Annotated in this window: 21 protein-coding genes and 1 tRNA gene; 9 read left to right on the top strand and 13 right to left on the bottom strand. The window is 64.3% G+C overall.

The features are described from left to right. Positions 1-163 precede the first annotated feature (163 nt). Together lon and ACUXVA_RS23200 are read left to right on the top strand one after the other, a co-directional pair. Positions 164-2,590, top strand: a complete 2,427-nt coding sequence (lon, locus tag ACUXVA_RS23205) for an endopeptidase La (RefSeq protein ID WP_265083491.1) — start codon at positions 164-166, stop codon at positions 2,588-2,590. A 185-nt stretch (positions 2,591-2,775) separates the two neighbouring features. Next, positions 2,776-2,850, top strand: a tRNA-Val gene (locus ACUXVA_RS23200). Here the strand turns inward: ACUXVA_RS23200 and ACUXVA_RS23195 are convergent. Further along, positions 2,807-3,676: a diguanylate cyclase domain-containing protein gene (locus tag ACUXVA_RS23195; protein ID WP_445493345.1), complete on the bottom strand. Its 870-nt coding sequence runs from the start codon at positions 3,674-3,676 to the stop codon at positions 2,807-2,809. The two genes, ACUXVA_RS23200 and ACUXVA_RS23195, sit on opposite strands and share 44 nt — an antisense overlap. Positions 3,677-4,422: 746 nt before the next feature. Here ACUXVA_RS23195 and ACUXVA_RS23190 point away from each other — a divergent pair. After that, a complete protein-coding gene (locus ACUXVA_RS23190; RefSeq protein ID WP_445493344.1) occupies positions 4,423-5,241 on the top strand; it encodes a tetratricopeptide repeat protein in 819 nt (272 codons plus the stop codon). Positions 5,242-5,253: 12 nt separating this feature from the next. Here ACUXVA_RS23190 and ACUXVA_RS23185 read toward each other — a convergent pair whose 3' ends face one another. The 4 genes from ACUXVA_RS23185 to ACUXVA_RS23170 all read right to left on the bottom strand — a co-directional run bounded on the left by ACUXVA_RS23185 (position 5,254) and on the right by ACUXVA_RS23170 (position 8,948). After that, positions 5,254-6,663 carry a GH1 family beta-glucosidase gene (locus ACUXVA_RS23185; RefSeq protein ID WP_445493343.1) on the bottom strand — a complete coding sequence of 470 codons (1,410 nt, stop codon included), beginning with the start codon at positions 6,661-6,663 and terminating at the stop codon, positions 5,254-5,256. Between the two features lie 167 nt (positions 6,664-6,830). Continuing rightward, complete coding sequence (locus tag ACUXVA_RS23180; protein WP_445488368.1) at positions 6,831-7,376, bottom strand: cytochrome b/b6 domain-containing protein; 546 nt, start codon at positions 7,374-7,376, stop codon at positions 6,831-6,833. A gap of 196 nt (positions 7,377-7,572) precedes the next feature. Further along, positions 7,573-8,013 carry a ClpXP protease specificity-enhancing factor SspB gene (locus ACUXVA_RS23175; protein WP_445488366.1) on the bottom strand — a complete coding sequence of 147 codons (441 nt, stop codon included), beginning with the start codon at positions 8,011-8,013 and terminating at the stop codon, positions 7,573-7,575. 440 nt (positions 8,014-8,453) lie between these two features. Further along, positions 8,454-8,948 carry a hypothetical protein gene (locus ACUXVA_RS23170; RefSeq protein ID WP_265078194.1) on the bottom strand — a complete coding sequence of 165 codons (495 nt, stop codon included), beginning with the start codon at positions 8,946-8,948 and terminating at the stop codon, positions 8,454-8,456. Between the two features lie 140 nt (positions 8,949-9,088). Here ACUXVA_RS23170 and ACUXVA_RS23165 point away from each other — a divergent pair, with 140 nt between their 5' ends. Continuing rightward, a complete protein-coding gene (locus ACUXVA_RS23165; protein WP_445488364.1) occupies positions 9,089-9,679 on the top strand; it encodes an NADPH-dependent FMN reductase in 591 nt (196 codons plus the stop codon). 9 nt (positions 9,680-9,688) lie between these two features. On the opposite strand, the gene ACUXVA_RS23160 is transcribed toward ACUXVA_RS23165, so the two are convergent. Together ACUXVA_RS23160 and ACUXVA_RS23155 are read right to left on the bottom strand one after the other, a co-directional pair. Further along, a complete protein-coding gene (locus tag ACUXVA_RS23160) occupies positions 9,689-10,294 on the bottom strand; it encodes a CPBP family intramembrane glutamic endopeptidase (protein ID WP_445488362.1) in 606 nt (201 codons plus the stop codon). 71 nt (positions 10,295-10,365) lie between these two features. After that, positions 10,366-10,836, bottom strand: a complete 471-nt coding sequence (locus tag ACUXVA_RS23155; protein WP_445488360.1) for an MEKHLA domain-containing protein — start codon at positions 10,834-10,836, stop codon at positions 10,366-10,368. A 128-nt stretch (positions 10,837-10,964) separates the two neighbouring features. On the opposite strand from ACUXVA_RS23155, the gene ACUXVA_RS23150 reads away from it, so the two are divergent. Beyond that, positions 10,965-11,462, top strand: a complete 498-nt coding sequence (locus ACUXVA_RS23150) for an MOSC domain-containing protein (protein ID WP_445488358.1) — start codon at positions 10,965-10,967, stop codon at positions 11,460-11,462. Here ACUXVA_RS23150 and ACUXVA_RS23145 read toward each other — a convergent pair. Then, complete coding sequence (locus ACUXVA_RS23145) at positions 11,459-12,400, bottom strand: YVTN family beta-propeller repeat protein (protein WP_445493342.1); 942 nt, start codon at positions 12,398-12,400, stop codon at positions 11,459-11,461. The two genes, ACUXVA_RS23150 and ACUXVA_RS23145, sit on opposite strands and share 4 nt — an antisense overlap. Further along, positions 12,397-12,939: an SRPBCC family protein gene (locus ACUXVA_RS23140; RefSeq protein ID WP_445488356.1), complete on the bottom strand. Its 543-nt coding sequence runs from the start codon at positions 12,937-12,939 to the stop codon at positions 12,397-12,399. Before ACUXVA_RS23140 ends, ACUXVA_RS23145 begins: the two co-directional genes overlap by 4 nt. Before the next feature lie 253 nt (positions 12,940-13,192). On the opposite strand from ACUXVA_RS23140, the gene ACUXVA_RS23135 reads away from it, so the two are divergent. Then, entirely contained in the window at positions 13,193-14,299 is a 1,107-nt protein-coding gene (locus ACUXVA_RS23135) for a GGDEF domain-containing protein (RefSeq protein WP_265078200.1), read from the top strand. Positions 14,300-14,322: 23 nt separating this feature from the next. On the opposite strand, the gene yghU is transcribed toward ACUXVA_RS23135, so the two are convergent. Beyond that, positions 14,323-15,195 carry a glutathione-dependent disulfide-bond oxidoreductase gene (gene yghU, locus ACUXVA_RS23130; RefSeq protein WP_265078201.1) on the bottom strand — a complete coding sequence of 291 codons (873 nt, stop codon included), beginning with the start codon at positions 15,193-15,195 and terminating at the stop codon, positions 14,323-14,325. A 338-nt stretch (positions 15,196-15,533) separates the two neighbouring features. On the opposite strand from yghU, the gene ACUXVA_RS23125 reads away from it, so the two are divergent. Then, positions 15,534-16,082, top strand: coding sequence for a cytochrome P460 family protein (locus ACUXVA_RS23125; protein ID WP_265083684.1), 549 nt, complete (start codon positions 15,534-15,536; stop codon positions 16,080-16,082). 165 nt (positions 16,083-16,247) lie between these two features. On the opposite strand, the gene ACUXVA_RS23120 is transcribed toward ACUXVA_RS23125, so the two are convergent. Further along, positions 16,248-17,117 carry a GAF domain-containing protein gene (locus ACUXVA_RS23120; protein WP_445488353.1) on the bottom strand — a complete coding sequence of 290 codons (870 nt, stop codon included), beginning with the start codon at positions 17,115-17,117 and terminating at the stop codon, positions 16,248-16,250. A 581-nt stretch (positions 17,118-17,698) separates the two neighbouring features. On the opposite strand from ACUXVA_RS23120, the gene ACUXVA_RS23115 reads away from it, so the two are divergent. Continuing rightward, the gene (locus ACUXVA_RS23115) at positions 17,699-19,894 is read left to right on the top strand and encodes a methyl-accepting chemotaxis protein (RefSeq protein WP_265078203.1); all 2,196 of its coding nucleotides are present in this window, start codon (positions 17,699-17,701) and stop codon (positions 19,892-19,894) included. 104 nt (positions 19,895-19,998) lie between these two features. Here the strand turns inward: ACUXVA_RS23115 and ACUXVA_RS23110 are convergent, their stop codons facing one another. Further along, positions 19,999-20,967: a tripartite tricarboxylate transporter substrate binding protein gene (locus ACUXVA_RS23110; protein WP_445488351.1), complete on the bottom strand. Its 969-nt coding sequence runs from the start codon at positions 20,965-20,967 to the stop codon at positions 19,999-20,001. Positions 20,968-21,279: 312 nt separating this feature from the next. Here ACUXVA_RS23110 and ACUXVA_RS23105 point away from each other — a divergent pair, with 312 nt between their 5' ends. Further along, positions 21,280-21,642 (top strand): hypothetical protein, encoded by a 363-nt coding sequence (locus tag ACUXVA_RS23105; protein WP_265078205.1) that lies wholly within the window; start codon positions 21,280-21,282, stop codon positions 21,640-21,642. 10 nt (positions 21,643-21,652) lie between these two features. On the opposite strand, the gene ACUXVA_RS23100 is transcribed toward ACUXVA_RS23105, so the two are convergent. Beyond that, the gene (locus ACUXVA_RS23100) at positions 21,653-21,829 is read right to left on the bottom strand and encodes a hypothetical protein (protein WP_445488349.1); all 177 of its coding nucleotides are present in this window, start codon (positions 21,827-21,829) and stop codon (positions 21,653-21,655) included. Positions 21,830-21,960 lie beyond the last annotated feature (131 nt).

Below are 21,960 nucleotides of genomic sequence, written 5' to 3'. Positions count from 1 at the left end.
CACCTAATGCTGTCGACGAACAGAATTTCGATCCAAAGATTCGTCACCAATGATCCGGACAAGTAGAGCCTGAGGCGGCCGAGCAAGACGGACAATCGGCACCTTGTGCAGCCGCGCAAACTCGCGGGCTGGGAACAAGGGGGCACAGCAAAAGGAATGGGCCATGACTGCCACAAAACCCCGGCCAACCATCGTTCACGGCGAAAGCCACTCTTATCCGGTTCTGCCGCTCCGTGACATCGTCGTCTTCCCGCACATGATCGTGCCGCTCTTCGTCGGCCGCGAGAAATCGATCCGTGCGCTCGAAGAGGTGATGAAGAACGACGCGCTGATCATGCTCGCCACGCAGAAGAATGCGTCGGACGACGATCCGAACCCGGATGCGATCTACGAGATCGGCACGCTTGCCAGCGTGCTGCAGCTGCTCAAGCTGCCTGACGGCACCGTCAAGGTGCTGGTGGAAGGCCTTGAGCGGGCCAAGGTCCAGAAGTACTCCGACCGCACCGAATACTACGAGGCCACCGCCGTGGCGCTCGCCGACACCGACGCTACGTCGGTCGAGGCGGAAGCGCTGGCGCGCTCCGTGGTGTCCGACTTCGAGAGCTACGTGAAGCTCAACAAGAAGATCTCCGCGGAAGTCGTCGGCGTGGTCCAGGCCATCACCGACTATGCGAAGCTGGGCGATCAGGTCGCCTCGCATCTCGCGGTCAAGATCGCCGATCGTCAGGGCATCTTGGAGACGCTGTCCGTCACCGCGCGCCTCGAGAAGGTGCTCGGGCTGATGGAGAGCGAGATCTCGGTGCTGCAGGTCGAGAAGCGGATCCGCTCGCGCGTCAAGCGCCAGATGGAGAAGACCCAGCGCGAGTACTATCTCAACGAGCAGATGAAGGCGATCCAGAAGGAACTCGGCGACGACGAAGGTCGCGACGAGCTGGCCGATCTGGAAGACAAGATCAACAAGACCAAGCTCTCCAAGGAAGCACGGGAGAAGGCGCAGCACGAGCTGAAGAAGCTGCGCCAGATGTCCCCGATGTCCGCGGAAGCGACCGTCGTGCGCAACTACCTCGACTGGCTGCTGTCGATTCCATGGAACAAGAAGTCCAAGGTCAAGAAGGACCTCGCCGCGGCGCAGGCCGTTCTGGACGACGACCACTATGGTCTTGAGAAGGTCAAGGATCGCATCGTGGAGTACCTCGCAGTACAGACGCGGGCGAACAAGTTGACCGGTCCGATCCTGTGCCTCGTCGGACCTCCTGGCGTCGGCAAGACCTCGCTCGGCAAGTCGATCGCCAAGGCGACCGGACGCGAGTTCGTGCGCGTGTCGCTCGGCGGCGTGCGCGACGAGGCGGAGATCCGCGGTCATCGCCGGACCTATATTGGTTCGATGCCCGGCAAGATCATCCAGTCGATGCGCAAGGCCAAGACCTCGAACCCGCTGTTCCTGCTGGACGAGATCGACAAGATGGGCGCCGATTTCCGCGGCGATCCGTCATCGGCGCTGCTTGAGGTCCTCGACCCCGAGCAGAACGGCACCTTCGCGGACCACTATCTCGAAGTGGACTACGATCTGTCCAACGTGATGTTCATCACCACGGCGAATACCCTGAATATCCCGGGGCCGCTGATGGACCGCATGGAGATCATCCGGATCGCCGGCTACACCGAGAACGAGAAGGTCGAGATCGCCCGCAAGCACTTGATCCCGACTGCGTTGTCGAAGCACGGTCTGGACGGCAAGGAATGGTCGATGGACGACGAAGCCTTGCTGCTGATGATCCGCCGCTACACCCGCGAAGCGGGCGTGCGTAACCTCGAGCGCGAGCTCTCCACACTGGCCCGCAAGGCCGTGAAGGAGCTGATGCTCTCGAAGAAGAAGGTGGTGAAGGTCACCGAGAAGAATCTCGAGGAGTTCCTCGGTATTCCGAAGTATCGTTACGGCGAGATCGAGAGCGACGACCAGGTGGGCGTCGTGACAGGACTGGCCTGGACGGACGTCGGTGGCGAGCTGCTGACCATCGAAGGCGTCATGATGCCCGGCAAGGGCCGCATGACCGTCACCGGCAACCTGCGTGACGTGATGAAGGAATCGATCTCGGCGGCGGCGTCCTACGTCCGCTCGCGCGCGATCACCTTCGGGATCGAACCGCCGCTGTTCGAGCGGCGCGACATCCACGTCCACGTGCCCGAGGGCGCAACGCCGAAGGATGGTCCGTCGGCAGGTGTGGCGATGGCGACGACGATCGTCTCGGTGCTGACAGGCATCCCGATCCGTCACGACGTTGCCATGACCGGCGAGATCACGCTGCGCGGCAGGATCCTGCCGATCGGCGGATTGAAGGAGAAGTTGTTGGCGGCAGCCCGCGGCGGCATCAAGACGGTGCTGATCCCCGAGGACAATGCCAAGGACCTCACCGAGATCTCCGACGCCATCAAGGGCGGGATGAACATCATCCCGGTCGCACGGATGGACGACGTGATCGCCAACGCCCTGGTGCGCAAACCCATTGCCATCGAATGGGAAGAGGACACCAAGCTGCCGGTCAAGCCGGACGGAGCCGACGAAGCCGGCAGCGGTCTCACCGCACACTGAGGATCTGGTCCTCGCGACAAAATCAGCGGCGTCCTTCGGGGCGCCGCTTTTTTGTGGCCGGGCAGGGAGCGGGTTGAGGATATCCCCAGAGGCGATCGAAGCGGTGTACGCCGACGCCTTTTGGCTGAGGCGATCGTTCGCGTCAGCCTTGCCGCGGTGCGGCCATGGCGCTAAACAGGCGGCGGGGGCGATTAGCTCAGCGGTAGAGCATTCCCTTTACACGGGACAGGTCGGCGGTTCGATCCCGTCATCGCCTACCATTGCGGACAGACCCTTCGACTCGATCGCCGCGTCATAGAAGCAATAGCCGCCGCCGCCGCGCGATTTCGAGCGATACAGCGCCTGGTCGGCGTGCCGCAGCAGGGTGTCGGAGGTTGTCCCGTCACCGGGCGCCAGCGCGATGCCCACACTCAGTCCGATATCGACGATCATCCCCTCGATCACGAAGGGCTCGCTCATGGCGCCGATCAGCCGCTGGGCGAGACGTTCGGCATCTCGCCGCGACGTATTGTCCTGCAGGATGACGAATTCGTCGCCACCGAGGCGGACCACCAGATCGCCCTCGCACAGCGATCGCTTGAGACGGACGGCGACCTCGACCAGCAACTGGTCGCCGACCATGTGGCCCATGGTGTCGTTGACCTGTTTGAAGCGGTCGAGATCCATGAACAGCACGGCGGCCGAACCTGCGCTGTGGTCGATGTCGGCGAGGACCTGCGACATCCGGCTGTGGAAGGTGTTGCGGTTAGGCAGGCTGGTCAGGGAATCGTGATTGGCGAGATGGGCGATCTGCCGGCTGACCTCCAGCTTCTCGGTGACGTCCTCGTGCAGGGCGACCCAGCCGCCATCGGGGAGCGGGCGGTTGATGACCTGCATGGTCCGGCCGTCCCACAGCAAGGTGAGCGACGTGGCCTGCTGGGCGTTACGGTTCTCGCGCATGCGCTTGGCGTAATATTGCTGCACCGACAGGCCCGGCTGGTTGCCGCGCAGATTGGAATGCGCGAGCACATCGATGTAGCGCGCGCCTGGCTTCACGATCGCCGAATCGAGCGCATAGTCCTGGATATACTTGGTGTTGCAGATCATCAGCCGTTCGTCGGCGCTGTACATCGACAGGCCGTAAGGCAGATGGAGCAGCACATCGTTAAGGTGTTCGGCACTGGGCCCGGTGTCGCAGAACTCCGGGCAAAGCGTAGCCGAAATAACGAACATGTAGCCGGCGTCGGGCAGCGGCTCGCACCGCACGGCGCGGGCATCGCCGTCGGGCAGGACGATCCTGGCTTCGGAGACGGAGCGCGTGAGCTGGCACGCCAGCGCCAGCTCGAAGAACTGGTGCGCCAGCCCGGCGGTTTCATGTTCTCCGACCGTCGACGATCGAAACAGCGCGTGCAGGGTTGCCGGCTTTTCGTCAGGATTCTCCGGGAGCAGCAGATCGGCAAATGCCTGGTTGAACAAGTCGATGCCGAAGCCGGCGTTGACCGCGCAGATGCCGAACGGCAGCCGTCTCAGAATGGCATCCTGAAGCGACGGATATTCCGGCGCTGAATTTCGCTTCACGGGATGCGGCATTGGCGACATTGATCGGGCCTCTGGCTCTGCCGGTGGTTATCGCGGTAGCCGCCAAAATAGCCTTAATCGATTTGATCTATTTGCAATCAACGTGAACGGAACTGCTGCGGTGCCGGGAAAGCGGGCTGGAATGAGCCGAAATCGATACTGCGCTTGATGAGCAGCATGTCCCGCCCTACGATCCCTGCCGCGGATACCACGGCCGGAAACCGGCCGACATGACGAAATCGGGAATGATGGCGACAGGATTGCGTGCCGGGTTGATGGCAATGGTCTTTGGCATTGCGCCGCTCGCGCTGGGCAGTGCGGTTCCGGCACCGGCGCGCGCGCAGTCCGCCGATCTCGTGCTGTGCGACCGGCTCGCTGCCGACCCGGCCGATCCCGACAAGCCGGCCGACGTCAAAGGTGCCGCGGAGATCGCTCCATCCGACGTGGCCACCGCGATCAAGTTCTGCCGTACCGCGGCGGGAGGGGCGCGCCGGGCGCTGTATCAGCTTGGCCGTGCCTATGCCGCCAATCGGCAGGCTGGCGAGGCCATCGCGGCCTGGCGCAAGGCCGCCGACAAGGGCAGCAGCTCGGCCATGGTGGAACTCGGCGTGCTCTACGCCACCGGCGCGGGCGTTGCGAAGGACGATGCCCAGGCGCGAAAGCTGTTCGAACGCTCCGCCGAAGCCGGCAATCCGCGCGGCGTCAGCAATCTCGCGGCCTTGTCGGGCGGCGCGCCGTCAGATCCGGTGCGCGCCCGCGCGCTGTTGGCCAAGGCCGCCGAGACCAATGCGGAAGCGCAGTATCAGCTCGGCATGATGATGGCCGAAGGCATCGGCGGGGCGAAAGACGATGCAGCCGCGCGCACCCTGTTCGACAAGGCCGCCGTGCAGGGCCACGCCGCCGCGCTGGAACGGATGGGCGCCTTCGCCCAAAGTGGCCGCGGTGGCCCGGCGGACAAGGATCAGGCCAAGGCCTATTACGAAAAGGCCGCGGCGCTTGGCAGCGATGATGCCAAAGCCGCGCTGAAGCGAGCCGAGTGCCCCTATGTCCTCAAGGACAAGCGCGGCAACGTGGTATCGAACCTGTGTTTCTAGACGGGACGCAAATTACACCAGCGCGTTGGCCGCGATGACGGCACGATAGAAATCCGCGCTCAGCTTGCCGCTGCGCTTCTGCGTCTCGAAATCGACGCGGTACAGGCCGAAGCGCTTGTCGTAGCCGTCGGACCATTCGAAGTTGTCCAGCAGGCTCCATAGAAAATAGCCCTTCACCGGCACGCCCTCGGCAGTGGCGCGCTGCAGCCGGGTCAGATAGTTGCGCAGATACATGATGCGGTCGAGGTCGTAGACACGGCCATCGGCGGTCGGGATGTCCGCACCCGAGGTGCCGTTCTCGGTGATGTAGATCGTCTCCACGTTCCACACCTTCGCCAGATTGCGCGGCCCCCAGTACATGGCTTCCGGTCCGATGCGCAGCCAGTCGGACTCCATGTGCGGAAACGAGGCGGGGAAAGGCAGCAGGTCGAAGCCGGCAGGGGCGCCGGAAGCGACGACGTAATGCTGCGGCATGTAGACGTTGATGCCGACGAAATCGATCTTTGAGGAGATGATCTTCATGTCCTCGGCGGTGAATTTCGGCGCGTAGCTGCCGGCATAGGTCAGGAACCCGTCGGTGTAACTGCCCTCCAGCATCGCGGTGAGGTAGCCGCCGTTCATTTCGCGGGTGGCGATTTCCGAGGCGCGGATGTTGGCGGGCGTTTCGATGGCCGGCACGCAACCGACGATGTTTTCCGCCGGGCCCACGCGCGTGCCTGGCCGTCCCTGGGCGCGGATCGCCTGCACCGCGAGGCCGTGGCCAAGCAGCACGTGATGGCGCACCTGGTTGAGTTCGGCCTGTGGCAGCTTGAGGCCGGGCGCCAGCTCCACCGGGCCGCTGCCATAGCCGAAGTCGATGAAGGTGGCGCTCTCGTTGATAGTGAAGATCTGCTTCACGCGGTCGGTGATGTGTTTGGCCACATGCCCGGCATAGTCGCCGAACGCCTGCGCCGTTTCGCGCGACTGCCAGCCGCCGACGCGGTCCTGCAACGCCTGCGGCAGGTCCCAGTGATACAGGGTCGCGAAGGGTTCGATGCCGTTGGCCAGCAATTCGTCGATCAGACGGTTGTAGAAGTCCAGTCCCCTGGGATTGGCTGCGCCGCGGCCGTCGGGAAACACCCGCGGCCAGGCGATGGAGAAGCGATAGGCGCGCACGCCGAGCGCCTTCATCGGCTGGACGTCGTCCTTGTAGCGATGGAAATGATCGCTGGCGCGGTCGCCGTTGTGATTGCCGTGGATCTTCCCGGGCCTATGGGAATAGGTATCCCAGATCGATACACCGCGGCCTTCCTCGGTCGCAGCACCTTCGATCTGATAGGCTGAGGTCGCGGTGCCCCAGACGAACCCGTCCGGAAAGCGCCGCTGGCCTGCAGGCGATGGCACCGCGGCCGTCTGCGCGCTGGCCGGGGCCGGGGACAGCATGAGCGGCAGAGTCGCCGCGGCCTTGGCAAAGTTTCGTCGTGTGAAAATCGGGCGCACCGGCACTCCTGCAGAATGTCCAAAACGTCGCACGTGGCGCCGTGTTTGGACAAACATAGCATGCCCCGCGCCACGTCGCGTGAAACTGCTGGGCCGGCAGGAGAGCGGCGTCAGTCCTTGCGGGTCTGCATGGGGACGAACACCATGAACTTTGCCAGCGGGCGCTTGAAGAGCACCAGATAGGTCACATGCATGCCGACAAAGAGCAGCAGCATGTTGGCAAGGAATTCATGCGCCTCGGACAGAAAGCCCTCTTCCTTGCCCTCGCGATTTCCTTCGCGGTGGCCGCGTTTCCCGTCATCGGCGAATGACGTCGTGACGATCGACACATTGGCCATGCCGATCGCCTTGCCGCGGTCCATGGCAACACCGGTGGAGACCACCGCCACGAGGCTGACGGCGATGCCCAGCATCAGCACCTTGCTGATCGCAGGATGCGTGAACATGTTGTCGGCGCGCAGTCCCTCGAACGATGGATAGAAGCGCATCAGCCCGACCTGTCGAGACCCGAACAGCGCCCACAGCAAACGCAGCGCAATGACCAGCGCCACGCCGTAGCCAAGCCAGGCGTGAACGATGCCCATCTCGCCGGTGAGATAGGCCAGGATCGCGAGCGATGCGAGTGTGCAGTGATAAAGACGGATCTTGTTCATCATGTTCATGGCTGCTGACTAGCAGGCATGGACTGGTCGGCCTTTGAGTTGGCGCAAGGCGATCGCTTTTTGCATCGGCTACGCTGACGGGGATCACTGCGGCAAATGATTATCAGGAGCACTCAGCGCTGGCGCGCGTTGACACTGCGCGGCCCAAGCAGGATGTCGAAATCAACCTGCGACACAATGTCGCCAACGGTCATGCTGCGCGCGATCGCCCGCTGCCGCTGCACCGCTGCGGCGGCCTGATGTCGAATTCCAGCCGGAAGTCGATGGCCGGATCGATAAAGAGGGTGATGGCATCGAACGGCACGCCGACGCGGGTCTTCACGCCTTTGAACCACAGCACCACGTCGAAGCGGTTGTCGGCGACCTTCAGGCGGGCGAACTGATACTGCAGAACGATGGTCATCTCGTGCGGAAATTTCGCGCGCAATGCCGCAGGCAGCGTGACACCCTCGGCCGTGGTGAGGAAGGTGATCGAATAATGATGGGCGCCATGCAGGCCGTTGTCGGCGACATCCGACAGGATGTTGTGGATCTGGCGCTGCCGCGCCGCCACCTCCGGCGCGCAGTCACCAGCCAGTACCGGCGACGCTATCGCAAGCAGGGCAAGCAGTGCCGCGATCGTCGCTTTCATCATGGGGCACCGGCGGGGCTGCGGGGAACTGTCATGAGCGTTGGTCGGCGTCCGGCGGCGGCGGGTTCAGCCGTGCGCCGACGATCAACCATTTGTTTCAAATTGCCGGGGTAGGGTGCCGGCCACCTGATGCCGGAGCCGTTCGTGAACGAGAGCCTGATTTCCACCTGCCAGTCTGTTCCTGATCCCGCTGACCATCCTGTTCGCCGCGGTCGGCGTTGCCAATGCCCGCTTCGTCAAGCTGCTGGTCTGCCTGCTCGCCACGGCGCTGGCTGCGCTGTGGCTGTATCGCATCTGGCTGTGGACCGGGCTGTCCCTGATCGACCGCCGCACCGGCCTCGGCCTGTCGGGCGGCTTTGCGCTGTGCTGGGTTCTGACCCTGCTGCACCAGATCAAGAGTTCATTTTCGGGCGGTTACGATCGCCGCTGAGGCCGTCTGGTCAGCGCGTCGGCGCTGGCGCTGCCGGATTGTCCGACAGGGAGAGCGCCAACTCGTTGCCGGGCCCCTGTGTCAGAATCAGCGGCGTACCGCCGGCCAGAGTCCAGCCCATCCGCTTTGCCGATACCTGATCGGGCTTGCGACCGTATTGCGCCGAGATGTCCTGCGCCGTTGCGTCGAACGACAGTTTCTCCGGATTGGCGAGCCTGACCCGCGCGCTGCGCACCGGCGTGCGGCCGTCGCCCGGCGCGAAGCTGACGGTCAGCGGGCCGGCCGTGGTGTTGCAATCGAGGGACTCGCCCGCTGCGGCAGCGACGCACACCCAGCGACGTGCGGTAATCAATTTCTCGATCTGGTCGTGCGTCATGCCGGGAACCACGCCGAGCATGTCATTCTTGGCGATGGCGCCATATTGATTGCGCAGCAGCAGCGCGCCGGCGATGCTGCCGAGCAGCACCACACCGGCGGCGACAAGGATCTTCTGGGTTCTGTTCACGTCGAGGCCTTTGCGAATGACGGGAGCCACCAACCACAGGCCCCGGATGCATGCAACCACGCCGGCGGCGGCCATCAGTCGCCTCGTCGGAAGCGGCGCGACGTGGCATACTTCAGCTCACGCAAATCGCGAGACGATCCATGGCCAACCGCATTCTGGTATTTTACGGCTCCTATCGCTCCGACCGCATGGGCATTCGGCTTGCGGATTTCGTGGTCGCCGGCTTGCGCGCACGCGGCGACGATGCCGTGCTGATCGACGCCAAAGCGGTCGGACTGCCGATGCTCGATCGCATGTACAAGGAATATCCCAAGGGAGAGGCGCCCGCTGCGCTGGAGCAGCTTGCCGGGCAGATCCGCAGCGCCGACGGATTTGTCTTCATCACCGGCGAATACAACTGGGGCATCCAGCCCGGCCTGAAGAACCTCACCGATCATTTTCTCGAAGAATGGTTCTGGCGCCCCGCCGCCATCGCAAGCTATTCGGCCGGCCGGCTGTCCGGCGTGCGCGCAGCGACCGCATGGCACGGCACGCTGTCGGAAATGGGCATGGTGGTGATTTCGTCGACTTTGTCGGTGGGACCGATCGCACAGACGCTGTCGGCGCAGGCCGAGCCGACCGGCGACGCCGGCAAGGCGCTGGCGCGCAGCTTCCCGCGCTTTGCCGACGACCTCGGCTGGTGGATCGAGGCGGCGAAGGCGCAGCGGGAGAAGAGGGCACCGCCGTATTGAGAGGACGGCTCAGGCCAGTCCGAGCGCGAAGGCCAGCGTGCCGATGGCGGCGTGTGACAGGATCAGCGGCCAGATGTTGAGCATGCGCAGATAAGCGATGCCCCAGACGATGCCGACGGCGAAGGTGTTGAGCAGCAAAGCCGGGTCGCCATAGGCGATATGGATCAGCGAGAACACCGCCGACGAATACAGCACATAGACCCAGCCGCGCGTCTGCAGCCGGTCGGTCATCAGCTTGGGAATCGACCGGCACACCACTTCCTGGCACGGGCTGGAGACCAGCACGTAGAACGGCGCGAAGCTGAGCCAGACCGGCGGCTCGGCGTCGAAGCTGAACAGATGGGTCTGCAGCAGCATCACCGCGGCAAGCCCCAGCGTCAGCATCAGGCAGCCGACCCAGTGTTCGCGGAATGAGGGGCGGCTGAGGCCGAGCTCGGCCAGCGAAAATCCCGACAGCAGGCACAGCGCGATGCACAGTACGGACACCGCCAGCAAGGCGTAGGTCCGGTAGGCGAACGGCAGCAGGCCGAAATGGATGGCGAGACCGGGCGCGAGCAGCAGCACCGCAAAGGAGGTCAGCGCGGCAATCGAGCGTCCGTGTCGTGAAAATGTCATAGAACTGTATAACGGAATTCATGCGGCGCTTCTAGGGCGTGCATCGGCTGCGGGCCCGGCCGCGCTCCACGTCACACCGCGTCGGTCCATGACGTGAAGATCGCGGCCTGGCCTTGGCGTTGGCCGGCGGCATCGATCAGTTCCCACACCGTGCCACCCTCGATCCAGAAACGCCGGCCGGACTTTGCGATGCGCAGGCCGCGATAGTCGGAGATGAAGCCGTTGCGCGCAACGGCGTCGAGCAAGCGTTGTCGCTCGTCGCGGTTGGGCGCTTCGGCGGACAGGCGCGACGGCAGCGTGATGAAGTCGTGCCACGGATATTCGAAGCAGGCCTGCGCCGTGCGGTTGGCATAGACGAAACGCGGATCGGCGTCGGTGTTGTGCGCCAGCAGCGCGAATGGCGCGTCGTTGTAGAGCCACGCCGCATCCTGTCTGGCGGACACCAGTGGCGCGCCGACCGCACGCGCGTAGCTCGAGGTCAGCAGGGTTACAAAGTCGGGGTCGAGAGCTGCGGCAGGCGGCGAAACGGAAGGGACGGTCATGAAGTCCTCGTGGCGATGATCTGGAGGACTTAGCGCTCCCGATCGCTCGCCAGCACCCCCGGCATGTCGGGGCTGTGCAGCCTGAGGCGCAGGTCGGCGTACGGCGCGCGACCGTGCTAGGGTCGGTCATGGCATTCGCACCCGACAGTCCGCTCGGCAAACTGCTGGCCGCGCCGATGCGACCGGGCCGGCTCGGCTGGATCGGCCTGCGTCCAGCGCGTCGCGCGGCGGTGTTGACACAGGAGTCGGCAACATTGGTGGCCGGCCAGGGCATTGCTGGCGACCACTACGCCACCACGCATGACGGGCCGCGGCAGGTCACGCTGGTCGCCGCCGAGGATTTGGCGGCGATCGCCGCGTTTCTCGGCTGCGACGCCATTGCGCCCGAACTGCTGCGCCGGAACCTGGTCGCTTCCGGGATCAACCTGACGGCGCTGAAGGATCGGCGCTTCCGCATCGGTGACGTCGTGCTGGAAGCCTCCGGTGATTGCGCGCCGTGCAGCCGCATGGAGCAGGCGCTCGGCCCCGGCGGTTACAACGCCGTGCGCGGCCATGGTGGCATCACCGCGCGGGTGATCGCAGGCGGCGAGGTGCGCCTCGGCGATACGGTCGAGCGAATTTCCTAGCGGCGCAGGAACGCGCCGAATGCGCGTGGGCCATTTCCGACCTTGATTTCATCGACCACGACCAGTTTCACGGCATCGATGATGCTGAGCGTGTTGCTCTCCCAATTGGCCACCACGATGCGCTGCGCGTCGGCGGTTGCGGCTATCCCCTCCGGATAGTCGCCCACGGTGATGCGCTTGATGGGGGCGAGCGAGGCGAGATCGAACACGCTCACCGTGCCGTCATACTGGTCGGTGACGAAGCCGCGGCCCTGGGCCAGGGCAACCGCATAGGGCCGCAGGCCGACGCGGACGCGGCCGATCTCGCGCTGCGCGGCAATATCGATCACCGATACGTCGTTCGAGCCGACATTGGCGGTGTAGGCGCGCCGGCCGTCCGCATCGACGGTGACGCCGAACGGGCGCGTGCCGACCTTGATGACGGCGCGTCGTTCCCGCGTCGCAGTATTGATGATCGACACGCTGTCGTCGTCGCGGTCGGCCGACAGCAGCAGGCGTCCGTCCGGCGTCAGCGCGAGTCCGGACGGCGACGCACCGACCGCAATGCTGGCGACTATGCGTTGCGCGCGTGGATCGACCACGCGAATGGCGGCGGCATACCAGTCGGCGACATAGACCACACTGCCATCCGCAGCGGCGGCGACCCCGAGCGGGCCGCCACCGACTGTGACGCGACCGATCACCTGCCGGGCGGCGGCGTCGATCACCGTCAATGCCTTGCTGTCAGGACTTGTCACATAGGCGAAGCGGCCGTCGACGCTGACGGCGACGCCGGCCGGCTTGCCGCCGATGGCGATGGTGGCCAGCGGCCGGGAGGTCGCGAGGTCGACCACCGTGAGGTCGTCGCTGAGCTGGTTGGTGACGAAGGCTTCCTCGGCCTGCGCGACGCCGAAGCCCGCGAGCAGGGCGGCGACGAGGGCAGCGACCCGCACCCTCAGCTTCCGCTCTCGACCTTCTTCTTGAGCGCCTCGAGGCCCATGCGATAGAGCCCGCTCACCGCCTTGATGGCGGCTTCGTCGCTCAGTTCCGGCGGCGGTTCGTTGTTGGGATAACCGCGATAGAACGCGCCGCCCCATTCGACCACGCTGCCCTTGCCGTCGGCGCCGGGCGTCACCGTCAGGGTCGACGAATAGTTGGTCACCGGCAGCACCTTCACGTCGACGGCGTTGATCCGGTAGGAATAGGTCAGCTTGTCGGCGTCGAACTTGTAGAGTTCCTCATCGACGGTTGCGCCCGGCGTGAGTGTCAGCCGCCGGGTGGCGCCGATCTCGTTGCCTTTCTCGCCTTCGGTCTTGCTCACCGGCGGCAGCCAGCTCATGTCCTGGAAATTTCCGATCACGGCCCACACCTTGGCGGGCGGCGCATTGATCTCGATGGATTTCCGCACTTTCTGACGGGTCGGACCGTGCGCCGAGGCGGTTCCCACAAAAGCCAGCACCGTCAGCGCAGCCGTCAGCCTTCCTGTCGTTATCCTCATTTTGCGATCCTCACCGTTCTCTTTTTTGGGTCGCGCAACCCGGCGCGACCGGGCGATCCTAGATGATTTGTGAACCACGTCATCCGGAATTCGCGTCGCTGAGGCTGAAGGGGCGTTACGGTCGCAATGGGCGATCCGTAAAATGTGAACAATTGTTCCCGCGGGATTTTCAGGCTTTCAGGCTACCTGAGGGGACACAGAGGGTGCAGTGTTAAAGTTCTGGAAAATAAACTTTGCCGGTGTCCCGGATTACGTGCGTGTCGAGCTCATCGACATGCTGTTCCAGACGCGCGTGCCCCTGGCGATTTCCGGATGCCTGCTGGTCGGAATCTCGCTCCATATGGCAGCTCACTCTGCCAATAGTGGCGTGCTGTATGCGCTGAGTGCGACCGGCGCAGGCCTGACCGTCTTTCGTCTTTTCAGCGAGGTCGCCTACCATCGTCGGAAGCGACGCTGCGCCCTGAGCCTCGCCGAGGCGCTTCGCTGGGAGCAGCTATATACGTGGAGCAGCTTCAGTTTCGCCGGGGTCATCGGCCTGCTCGGCGCGATATCGTTCCTTGGGCCGAATCCTGCACACCAGTTGCTGACCACCGCGCTTGTGTTCGGATATGCCGCCGGCATCGTCTGCCGGATCTCGGTTCGTCCCGCGATCGCTCTGCCGGCGCTCATGCTGGTCGCATTGCCGACGGCTGCGGCGGCGATCTCGCGGCTCGACAGCAATTTCCATTTCTACGGGTTCATTCTTGTCGCCTTTCTGCTGGGAAGCTTCGAGACAGTCAGCTTCATCTACCGGCAGAATGTCGGGCAGATCTCGCTGAAGCACGAATTTGCCATCCTGGCCCGGCAGGACGTGCTGACTGGACTGTCCAACCGGCTCGGCTTTCACGAACGGCTTGCCGTCGCCGCCATGCATGCGCGCGCCAAGGGCGACCTGATAGCCGTCCACAGCGTCGACCTTGACCGCTTCAAGGAAGTGAACGACCGCTACGGCCATGACATGGGCGATGCCCTGTTGCGGGCCGTGGCCGAACGGATCACCGGCATCCTGCGCGAGGGCGATTTCGCCGTCCGCATGGGCGGCGACGAATTCGTGGTGGTGCAGTCGGCGGTCGGAAATCACGAAGAGGCCATGCTGCTCGCCCGCCGCATCATCCGGATGCTGTCCGAACCCTTCGCGCTCGACGGCCATGACGTGTCCGTTGGCGCCAGCATTGGTATTGCCATCGGGCCGCAGGGCGACGATACGGTCGCGCTCACCACGGCCGCGGACAAGGCGCTCTATGCGGCAAAGAGCGCCGGCCGCAACCGGGCCTCCTTCGCGGGCGAGCACGGGATCGATCCGCTGGCGCGGGCAGGGTAGCCTCGCGATCGAAGGTGCCGCCCTTACGCCTGCGGCACCAGCTTGTCCTGCGTCCGGGTATCGAAGTCGCTGGCGTCGTGGCGCTCATGCAGCTGGCTGGCGGGATCGCCGGAGACGCGGTTGACCATGCGGCCGCGCTTCACTCCCGACCTTGCAGCGATAGAAGCGGTCCAGCGCTGCAGGTTCTTGTAGCTCTGCACATCGAGGAAGGTGCCGGCGTCGCCATAGATCAGACCCTGCGCCAGCCCGCCATACCAAGGGAATACCGCGATGTCGGCGATGGTGTAATCGGGCCCCGCGAGATACTCGCTCTCGGCGAGGCGGCGGTCGAGGACGTCCATCTGCCGTTTGGTTTCCATGGCAAAGCGGTCGATGGCATATTCGATCTTGGTCGGCGCATAGGCGTAGAAGTGGCCGAAGCCGCCGCCGAGATAAGGGGCGCTGCCCATCTGCCAAAACAGCCAAGACAGGCATTCGGCGCGGCCTTCCGGCGTGGCCGGGATCAACGCGCCGAATTTTTCCGCCAGATGCAGCAGGATGGCGCCGGATTCGAACACCCGGATCGGCTTCGGCCCGCTGCGGTCCATCAGTGCCGGGATCTTGGAGTTCGGATTGACCGCAACAAAGCCCGAACCGAACTGGTTGCCGTCGATCCTGATCAGCCAGGCGTCGTATTCCGCGCCCTTGTGGCCGAGCGCCAGCAGCTCTTCCAGCATGATGGTGATCTTCTGGCCGTTGGGGGTCGCCAGAGAATAAAGTTGCAGCGGATGCTTGCCGACGGGCAATTCCTTCTCATGGGTCGGCCCGGCGATGGGACGGTTGGTGCTGGCGAACTTGCCGCCGTTTTCCTTGTTCCAGGTCCAGACGTGGGGCGGCGTATAGGGGGCGTCGGTCATCGGGCTGGCTCCGGGAGCAGTCGGGTTGGGCGGGGACCCGGAAGGCCGGGCGCTCGTCACACTTAGGCGATACGGGCGGAGGTTGCCAGATGGTGCAAGGGGCCGATGACGCGGGCGTGATCGCGAGGGCGTTCGACGCGGCGCGCTTTTTCATGGTCGCCTCGCCCGGATGTCGCTTGCCCCCGACGCGAGATATCGCCGTCACCGGCGCGAGCCTACGGTTGACGCTCTGCCGCTGCCTTGTAGATTTGTGTCGTTTGCTCCGCCTGCGATGTGCGGGCGGTTGAGGCTCACCCGGGACCGGGCAGGCGCGCGGCCCCCAGGCACGGAGGTTGATGATGGTACACACGTCGATAGTCCGCCTGACGGGCAGCGCGTTCGTCGCGCTGGTGGCGGCAGGGCTGATGGCGCTGGGCGGCAAGGCGATGTCGGCGCCGGACAAGTACGCGGTACAGGTGCCGGGCGGCCTCGCCTTCGCAGAGTTCAGGGGCTACGAGGACTGGCAACTGGTCGCCGTCAGCCAGAGCGAGGAAGCGTTCGCCGCGATACTGGCCAATCCCGCGACGATCGAGGCATATCGCAGCGGCGTTCCCGGCAACGGCAAGCCGTTTCCCGACGGCGCAAAAATCGCCAAGATCCACTGGAAGCTGACAAAGAGCGCCGAGGCGCCGGCACCGACCACGGTGCCGGGCGCGCTGCACGATGTGGATTTCATGGTTCGCGACAGCAAGCGATTTCCTGAAGGCGGTTGGGGCTATGCGCAGTTCAACTACGACGCCGCCTCCGACGCATTCGCCCCCGAAGGCAGCGGCAGCGATTGCGGCACCGCCTGCCATACGCTGGTGTCGGCAAAGGACTACGTCTTTACAGCCTACCCGAAGCGATAAGAGGGGCGCGATCGCCTTCGGCCCTGTGGCTCCGCTTCGCGTATCCGCGAGTTGTGTTTGCTAGTTCGCTTTCTGCAGCGCCGCGGTCTATTTGGCAACTCAAGCGGCATCCGACGAGCATTTGCCGGCGACGCCGCCGGCATGTGGCGCCCCATGGAACCGGATTCAAGCGGGCGGCGTGTCGGTGGCGCGAGCGTTTCGTTTCAGCTTGCGGTGAAGTGTGGCGCGGCTAATTCCGAGTGCCCTGGCGGCGGATGAGACATTGCCGTCGGCTTTTGCCAGCGCGCGATGCAGCACGCCGAGCTCCGCAGCCCCGAGGTCCAGCCCGGCGTCGCCGCCGGCATCGATCAGCAGCGCAACCGGCTTCGGGCTGTCGAGGGTGGCCTGCGTGATCTTGAGCGCCACGCGGGCCGCGCGCGTCGCGCCGGCCAGCAGATCGTCCGAATTCACCGCGAGCAATGCGTTGGCACGCAACACAGGTGCGACAATGATGCGGCAGCGCGGAAACGCGAGCCTGAACAGCTCGGCTTCGATCTGTCTGGCCGCATCGGCGACGAGAACGCCAAGGAGGGCGATGAGAGGATCCTTGAGACCCAAGCGATGGGACGATGCATCGATGGTCGCAACCAGTTTTCCCACGTGGTCGAAGATCGGCGCGGTGGTGCAACTCATCGAGGAGTTGCGCGACAGATAATGCTGATCCCTAAGGATCGTCACGGGGCGCTGCTCGATGACGCAGGTCCCGATCCCGTTTGTACCTTCGCTGCCCTCGGTCCATATCGATCCGGGCCAGAGCCCGACGGCCTTGAAGAATTCGTCGTCAGGAGGCTTGCCGCGTCGGTCAACGATGAAGCCTTGAGAGTCTGAAAGCACAATGCACGCTCCGGCATCGGCAACTGCGTTGGATATTCGATCCAGAACGGGTTGTGCGACGCGGATCAGCAGTTCGAGGGCCTGTTGCACGCGCGCTATTTCGAAGTCGGCCATGCGCAGCGGCGATCTGGAATCGCCGGGATCGAGCTTGTGGTAGCTCAACGAGCGTTTCCACGAAGCCACCAGCGAAGAGTGGGCTTCTCCTTTGGACTCTATTGCTGCCCGAATGTGAGCCGCATGACGATCGACCGAAGAACGGAATGTCATTGAACTCGTCTCAATGGAGTGCGGCGGTTCACGCTTCCTGCTGTCGCCATTCTGTTGATAGGCCCGCTGATTGATTCGACGCAAAACTTAAACGAAACCGGAACTGTTAGTGAATCCCGTATTTCTACGGGATCGCTCGGTGCGCGACATGGTTCCGACGACGCGCAGGCGACGCAGTTGGTATCCAACGACGCGGCATGGACGATTGTCGTTTGAAGTGTAGCAGCCGTGCGACACTGCACGCGCGTCAACCAATGGCGTTAGCAATCATCGAAGGCTTCGCGCCCAACATCGCCCTGCAATCATCGTCACCGGATTCGTCGTTGCGACGATCGTGAAGGGAGTTGCCGGATCGGGTAAGTTTGCTTCGGCGAGCCTGTTGCCCGGTCAGCATAAGGCGTTCCGTTGAGGGGCGCTCAGGGATTTTGTAGGCGAAATGAATTTCCGGCTCGCCGGACAACCTAGGAGATATTTCGATGCGTCTATTTTCGTTCGCCGCGATCAAGTCGGTGCAGTTGAAGATTGCCCTAATCGCGGGGCTTTGCCTGGCGCTGACCGGCATCATGCTGATCGGTTTCAGTATCTACTCTGCACGGTCGACCCACCAGTATGTTACCGAGGCGGTTACGCGGTTGGTGGATACCCAGACCAAGGAGAGTCTCCTGAACCGGGCTTTCGGTGAGGCGCAGTCCATCCGCGGCGAACTGGATAGGGCTTTCGACAGTGCGCGCGCGATGGCGCAAGCCTTCGCGGTGCTGGCCGACGATAAAAACAATGGGACTCCCATTGAAGCCCGCCGCGCGCAGCTCAATGCAGTGCTGCGCAACGTGCTGCAGTTGAATCCAATGTTCAACGGAACCTATTCCGCCTGGGAGCCAGACGCGCTGGACGGCAAGGATATGTCGTTCAAGGGACAGAAGCAGGTTGGCTCCGACACTACCGGCCGGTTCTTGCCGTACTGGACGCGAAGCGCCAGCGGTTCGATCGCCATTCAGCCGCTGGTCGAGTACGACAGCAGCGCCTTGCATCCCAACGGCCTGATGAAGGGTGCGTGGTACATCAATCCGCTCGCCACCGGAAAAGAGAATGTACTTGGTCCGCTGCCTTACATTGTGCAGGGCCAGTCGGTGTTCCTCGCCACCATGTCGGTACCGATCGTGGTCGATGGACGCGTGCGCGGGGTTGCCGGCGCGGACTACAATTTGGAGTTCGTGCAGAAGCTGGCGGTAAAGATCAATGCCTCGCTGTTCGGTGGCAAGGGGCAGGTTGCCATCCTCAATGACAGCGGCCTGATCGTTGCGAACAGCGCCAACCCCGGAGTCATCGGCAAGGCCGCCGCAGAGGCCAATCCGCGCTGGAGCGAAAGCCTGGCCGTGGTCCGTCGTGGCGTCGGTACGGTATTGGATGAACCGAACCAGGCCAACGTGGACGTCTATTCGCCGATCAAGATCGGCCTGACCGAGACGCCGTGGTCGGTGCTTATTTCGGTGCCGCGCGATGTGGTGCTGGCATCCGCCCGCAGCCTCGATGTGGAGGTGAACGATCAGGCGCGATCCAGCCTGTTGTGGCAGCTTGGGCTCGGCCTGCTGATCGTTGCCGCCGCGGTATTCTTCATCTCGATGTTTGCGCGCAGCATCGCGCGGCCGACACGGCGTTGCGCGGAATTTGCCAATGGAATTGCCAAGGGTGAATTCAACCAGACCCTCGAGATCCAGCAGGAAGACGAAGTCGGCGTGCTTGCCAGCGCTCTGCGCACCATGCAGGACGACCTGAAGCGCAGTATCGCGCAGCGGGCCGAGGCTCAGGCCCACGCGGATTCAGAGCGTCGGCGGATAATGAACGAGCTGGCTGGCCAGTTCGAAGCCTCGGTCGGCGAGATCGTCGAGACCGTGGCGTCGGCGTCCACCGAACTGGAAGCGTCGGCGACGACGTTGACGGCGACTGCTGTGCGATCGCAGGAACAGGCGATCGTGGTGGCCGCGGCATCCGAGGAGGCGTCGACCAATGTGCAGTCGGTCGCGTCGGCCACCGAGGAGATGGCGTCTTCGGTGAACGAGATCAGCCGGCAGGTGCAGGATTCCGCCAAGATGGCCCATGAGGCGGTGGCGCAGGCGCGGGAGACCAATAACCGTGTCGGTGAATTGTCCAGGGCCGCGGCACGCATCGGTGACGTAGTCGAACTGATCAACACCATCGCAGGCCAGACCAATCTGCTGGCGCTGAACGCCACCATCGAGGCGGCGCGCGCGGGCGAAGCCGGCCGCGGCTTTGCCGTGGTGGCGTCGGAGGTCAAGGCGCTGGCCGAGCAGACGGCCAAGGCGACCGGCGAGATCGGACTGCAGATCGCCGGAATTCAGGCTGCGACCGATTCGTCGGTGGTGGCGATCAAGGAGATCAGCGACACGATCGGCCGGATGTCGGAAATCTCGTCGACCATCGCCTCGGCGGTGGAGGAGCAGGGCGCGGCGACGCAGGAAATCTCCCGCAATGTCCAGCAGGCCGCACAGGGCACGATGCAGGTCAGCGCCAATATCGGCGACGTGCAACGTGGCGCCGGCGAGACCGGCTCGGCGTCCTCGCAGGTGCTGTCGGCGGCACAGTCCCTGTCCGGCGAAAGCAACCGGTTGAAGACGGAAGTGAGCCGGTTCCTCAACTCGGTACGGGCGGCCTGAGGGCGTCCCCAACATGCGCAAGGCGTCGGACCATGGTCCGGCGCCGTCGTCACTCAGGCAGCCCCGCGGTTCACCGCGGGGCTGCGCCGATTTCGGCGGTCGCGCTACTCGATCTTGATGTTGGCGTCGGTGATCACCTTGCGCCAGCGCACGATCTCGTCGCCGACGAAGGTGCGATACTCCTCCGGGGAACTGCCGACGGCGACGATGCCCTGGTCGTCGAGCTTCTTGCGCAGGTCGGGATCGGCCAGAGCCTTCTTGGCCTCGAGCGAGATGCGGTCGACGATCTCCTTCGGCGTGCCCGCGGGCGCGACGATGCCGGCCCAGGTGCCGGAGACGAAATCCGTCACGCCTTGCTCGGCCATGGTCGGTACGTCGGCCGCCGCGGGAATGCGCTCCTTGGCGGTCACCGCGATGGCCTTGGCATTGCCGGCCCGCACCTGGGACATCAGCGGGCCGATCACGTCGAACATGACGTTGATCTGGCCGCCGACCGTGTCCTGCAGTGCGCCGGACGTGCCCTTGTAGGGAATATGCTGCAGGTTGATGGCTTCGCGGCTCTTCAGCATTTCCATGGTCAGGTGCGCCGCCGAGCCGATGCCCGACGACGCGAAGTTGAGCTGGCCCGGCTTGCTCTTCGCCAGCGCGATCAGCTCTTTCATGTTGTTCGCCGGCAATGAGGGATGCGCGATCAGGATCAGCGGCGCCACCGACATCAGCGAGACGTAAGTGAGATCCTTCATCGTGTCGTAGGGCAGCTTCGGATTGAGCGTCGCATTCACCGCGTGGGCCGCGATCACTGTGCCGATGGTGTAGCCGTCGGGTGCCGCCTTGGCGACGGAATCAGTGCCGATCACCGCGTTGGCGCCGGGTTTGTTCTCGATCACGATGGGCTGGCCCAGCGCCACCGCCATCTTCTCGGACACAAGGCGAGCCATCAGGTCGGTGTAGCCGCCCGGCGTATACGGCACCACCATGCGAATCGGCCGGTTCGGCCAGCTCTGCGCCTGCGCGCTGCCGGCGCAGGCGAGGAGGACGGCGAGTGCGCCAAGCGCGCGGGGCAGGGATGTCATGCGATCGTTTCCTCGGTGGCGGTGCCTCGTCGCGGTGGCGGGGACACCGCAGCGCCAGCCTCGAGAGATGCACTCGTTATTGTATGAACTGCCTTTGGCGCACCGTCAGCCACTGCGGCCGGAGGTGCGATTCCCGCGCGCAGGCTAGCGCGGATGCCAGCCGGCGGGGAAGGAGGCGAATAGTCGCCGGGCCGCTGCCGTGGGGTGGAATTTGGCGCTAACCGGAGCAGGGCGCATCGCGCGGGGGCAGCGCGCCCGGTGCTCGCCCGGATGTGACTGGCCGCACGCCAGCCGACCGGCTAGGGTCGATTCATGTCGCGCATCATGTGTCTGTTCATTGCCATTTCCCTGTCGCTGTCGTCCGTCGCCGCATCGGCCGCGCCCGCCCACAAGCGGCCGGCGAAGGTCTGGAAGGGCTATGGCTTCCTTCCGGGCTATCGTCAGCCGCTGAACAACGCCGCGCCGTTGTTCAAGCAGGAGGCCTCGGTGCTGCGCAACGCGCGCCGCGATCGGCGCCACTGGTACATCGACCGGACGCCGGGCTATTACCGGTGGTCGGACGGCGAACACTATTATTTCGGCCGGCCCGGCTTCTACCGCGGCCGATACAATGGTGGCAGCTTCGGTCCGTGCTGGACCCAGACCCCGATCGGGCCGGTCTGGACCTGCGGCTGACGATTTTCCTCTAATCCACTTTCGGCTCGCGAATGCCGAGCATGGTCATGCGGGTCCGCACCGCGAGCGGCGAGCGCTTCAAGCGCAGAGCGATCTCGTTGACGCTGCGGCCGGCCAGGAGTTGCCGCCGCAAGTCTTCGTCCTGCGGCGCAGTCCAGACGGCATCGGATTTTTTGCTCAGCTTCATCGACGACCGGTCTTCGGGGCATTGGGGGCTTGGCGACGTCCCCTAGTGTAACGGGGCATAGCCGGCATGTCGCGCGGAAGCTGCGCCGACACTCAATCCCGTCCCGCGCTGGCAGATCGCGGCATTGCAAA

The organism is Rhodopseudomonas sp. RCAM05734 (assembly GCF_052658035.1).
The sequence above is the reverse complement of the archived record's forward strand: the minus strand, read 5'-3'. Positions and strand labels throughout refer to the sequence as shown.